This is a genomic window from Peribacillus psychrosaccharolyticus ATCC 23296 (assembly GCF_000305495.1).
In the GTDB taxonomy this organism is placed as follows: domain Bacteria; phylum Bacillota; class Bacilli; order Bacillales; family DSM-1321; genus Peribacillus; species Peribacillus psychrosaccharolyticus.
The window spans coordinates 1-3,545 of record NZ_AJTN02000077.1; the positions used below are offsets into that span (position 1 = coordinate 1).

At 30.9% G+C, this 3,545-nt stretch carries 2 protein-coding genes and 1 pseudogene; all 3 read right to left on the reverse strand.

Going from position 1 to position 3,545, the window contains the following annotated elements; all coding sequences use genetic code 11:
* Positions 1–815 precede the first annotated feature (815 nt).
* Positions 816–1,997 carry a glycoside hydrolase family 88 protein gene (locus tag WYK_RS05880; protein ID WP_040373635.1) on the reverse strand — a complete coding sequence of 394 codons (1,182 nt, stop codon included), beginning with the start codon at positions 1,995–1,997 and terminating at the stop codon, positions 816–818.
* Positions 1,998–2,016: 19 nt separating this feature from the next.
* A pseudogene (locus tag WYK_RS05885) lies at positions 2,017–3,199 on the reverse strand (glycosyltransferase).
* Between the two features lie 12 nt (positions 3,200–3,211).
* A partial coding sequence (locus WYK_RS05890) for a glycosyltransferase (RefSeq protein ID WP_040373636.1) occupies positions 3,212–3,545 on the reverse strand: 334 nt, incomplete at its 5' end.

The following is a 3,545-nucleotide window of genomic DNA, read 5'->3' on the forward strand; positions in this document are numbered from 1 at the left end:
GTTGTCGAATTAGTTGTGTAGACTTTCTAATTGATAGGTTACTTTTTTAGTCTCATGCTTTGTCAAAACAATAGGATTCTCCATTTAAGAGATAGATGTGTTCGTGATGTGGAAGACAATTAAGAAGAAAAATAATTCTGATGATATTGTAAATTAATTTGAGACATAGTAATCACATTGAAAGTGAGCCACTTCATATTGAATAACTCCAATTATAGAGGGGATTATATGTAGGTGTCTCTAGTCGATAATAATTGCTTTTTAGTTTAATAATTTGTCTAAAACGCTAGGGTTTTCCTATCTTGATACTTCCAGATTGGTCATAATGATCTTACTAGATCGCTCATATGAACTCAGAAGAATTGAAAAGTAATTCTCTACCTATTTTCAAAAAAGGGACATAGCCCAGTTTATCGATAATGATCACTTCATGTTTAAGCTACTAATTTTGTACTTTTAATTGGATATAAAAAGAAGTTCTCTCCAACGAGTTTAGAGGCAGTTATAAACTGTGAATTAAGTCCTTTCCATTCCCCAACCTCCGTAACAAGTTATTTTCTTCCTGTCCTACTGTTCCAGTGAAAATATTTTCTATTCTTTCTGCGAACTCCACCTTGTAAGTGTAAAAAACAATTTTAATTAAACTACATTAGACTAAAATCATAAGTATCTAGCGTTTATTTAACAGGGTACGAAGCCTGCTAGAGTCTGATTAGTTTTTTTTTCTTTTCTTGTGTGCACTTCCACTTCAAGCAAGGTAGAAGAAGTAAATATTTGTTATAGATACTTTTATACCTTTTCAACAAGAAATAATGTTAATTACTTAGTTTGAAATTTATCATTCTAATACAAAATCCTTGTGTAAAAGGTAATATATTAAATAACATAGAATATACCCCTATATCTTTTGTATCTCCTTGAGAAAAATCAATCGCTCCGTTCCTTCTTGTAACCTTCATTAAGAAGTTTATGGCTTTGTCTGAACTTACTAAGCATACTCCCGAAATATCATCAATTTTTGAAGCATTTAACATAAACCATCCTAATGTAGCCGTAGCTGAAGAATCAGGTCTACATTCAGTTCTCGTTACAGTCCAGTTCCAACTACCATTATCTTGTTGAAATCTAATTGCAGCTTCAGCAAATCTTCTTACACTTTCCTCCAGTGGTATTTTATATTCATTATCTTCTGGTAGTTCATTCCAAGCATCGATAAGTCCGATAGCAAACCATCCAAGTCCTCGGCCCCATCCGTATAATCCAAGGGGCTCTTTGTTTTCTATCTTGTAAGCATGACATGGAAGAGAATGTTCAGCTGATATTCCATATTTCTCATACTCCTTAATTTGCTTTACCGCTAAATCTATACACTCAGTTTTATTATATTTGATTCCGTAGGATACTAAAAAAGGACATATGAATCCTATGGTATCTACATATCTGTAGCTTTGCATAGATTTCCTATATCCGACCGTATCATCGTAACCAATGTGTTCCTTTATCATTTCCCACGTATAATCTAATGCATTTTTATATTGATTAGTATCTATAAAAAAGTCCAATTTTATAACAGCATAGGCCAGAATAGCCGCATCTATATGTTCAGGCTTGTTAATCCATTGACCGGTATGATTAAATTTGGAGTCCAAAAATTTCATCATTTTATTTTTGCTTTCATTATCATTCTTATTCTTAATATACTCTGACAACCCTAGAATTAGAGACGCCTCTTGCCAATACTGTATAGAACTTTTTGTAAAATTTTTATTTAACATATCTAACACAACCAGCCTTGTATTATCGGTTACCTTAATTTTCGGAGTTTTATATAACCATCCAAAACCTTTTTTTACAATTTTCTCATTCCATATATTTTCATCACGATACCTGCCAATATGAATCCTTCTTAACCAGTCTTTAAATATAGGAACGATATCAATCAAAAAAATTAAAGCTACTATACTTAATGTTGTAAAGCTTATTATTTGAATTATCATTACCTATCTCCTTCATGTACTATCTACAAAAATCATATAATTTCTGTATCTCATTTTCAGTCCCTAACTTTTCTTTTGCTAAAGAATCTATGAATGTAGTTCTTAGTACATCATCTCCTATTATTTTTTTAATACCTTCGAAAATTGATGTAGAATCCATTTCTACGATTAATCCATTTTTTTTATCCATAAGTTGATCTTTAGCAGTACTAAAATTAGTTGCAATAATCGGTTTGTGTAATATTTTTGCTTCATCTATAGCTATAGATTTCCCCTCAAACCTAGACGGTTGAACATATATATCTGCCTGATTTATATATGGATAGGGATTTTCTTTCAAACCTAAGAGGATAAATATTCCCTTGAGGTGATATTCTTCAATCATTTTTTCTAACTTCTCTCGGTCCTCCCCTTCCCCAATTATGTACCACTGTATGTCATGTCCACTTTCCACAAGACTTTTACATGCCTCTACTGCCATCTCGAATCCTTTTTGATAAGTTAATCTCCCTACAGAAACCAGTTTAACTCCTTTAAAATTCATTGCTACCTTTTCCAATGCCATATTATTGATCATGTTAGGAGATACGATGTTATACATCACTTCTACTTTGTGACTAAACATAGGAAATCTTTGTTTTAATATATTGGCACATTCTTCTGATACAGTAACTATATTATCTAGTTTACAAAAATAATCCATGTCGATATCCGGATCCATCCCTAACTTGTCATAATCATTATGTATAAACCCAATTTTTTTAGTCGCGATTACCTTATCTATACAAAAATAAATTGGGTGATTTTCCAGATATCCAATTGCTACATCATACTGCTTATTCACACTTTTTAAAGATTTGGAAACATACTTCCAAATCTTTTGAGTGCAAATAGCATTTATTTTTTTCTCTTTTAAAAATATATCCCGCACGTATTCTTGACAAACCTATATCGACTCTTCCTTTTTGTATACAACCAATTAAAGCCTTTTTTATTGGCATGTCAAAATATTTATATTCAAAAGGTTCTTTTAATAATTTTACCCGTTTAGGTATCTTATTGAAAAATATCCCTTCATGTTTAAACAAATATAAATCGACATTATACATAGAATAGTCTATCGTTTCCAATAAAGAAATTAATGCCTTTTCAGCTCCGCCACAATTTAAATTATTTAAAACAAATAATATGTTTTTTTTCATTAGCTACCACCATTAAAGAATTTTGTAAAGCTTATTAATTTCGTCCTCAGTTCCATAATCCTCTTTAAATAAATTATTAACCAAATTATTCTTATAATTTTTGTCTCTTATAAACCTTTCAATACCCTCTACAATAGCATCTGAATTCATAGTAACAATTTGACCATCTACACCGTCTTTTATTTGGTCTCTTGCAGTACTAAAAGCAGTTACAATGATAGGTTTATTTAATATTTTCGCCTCATCTATCGCTATAGACTTTCCTTCAAACTTTGATGTTTGTGCATAAATGTCTGCTTGATTTATATAAGGATAAGGATTAGATTTTAATCCTAATAATTTGAAA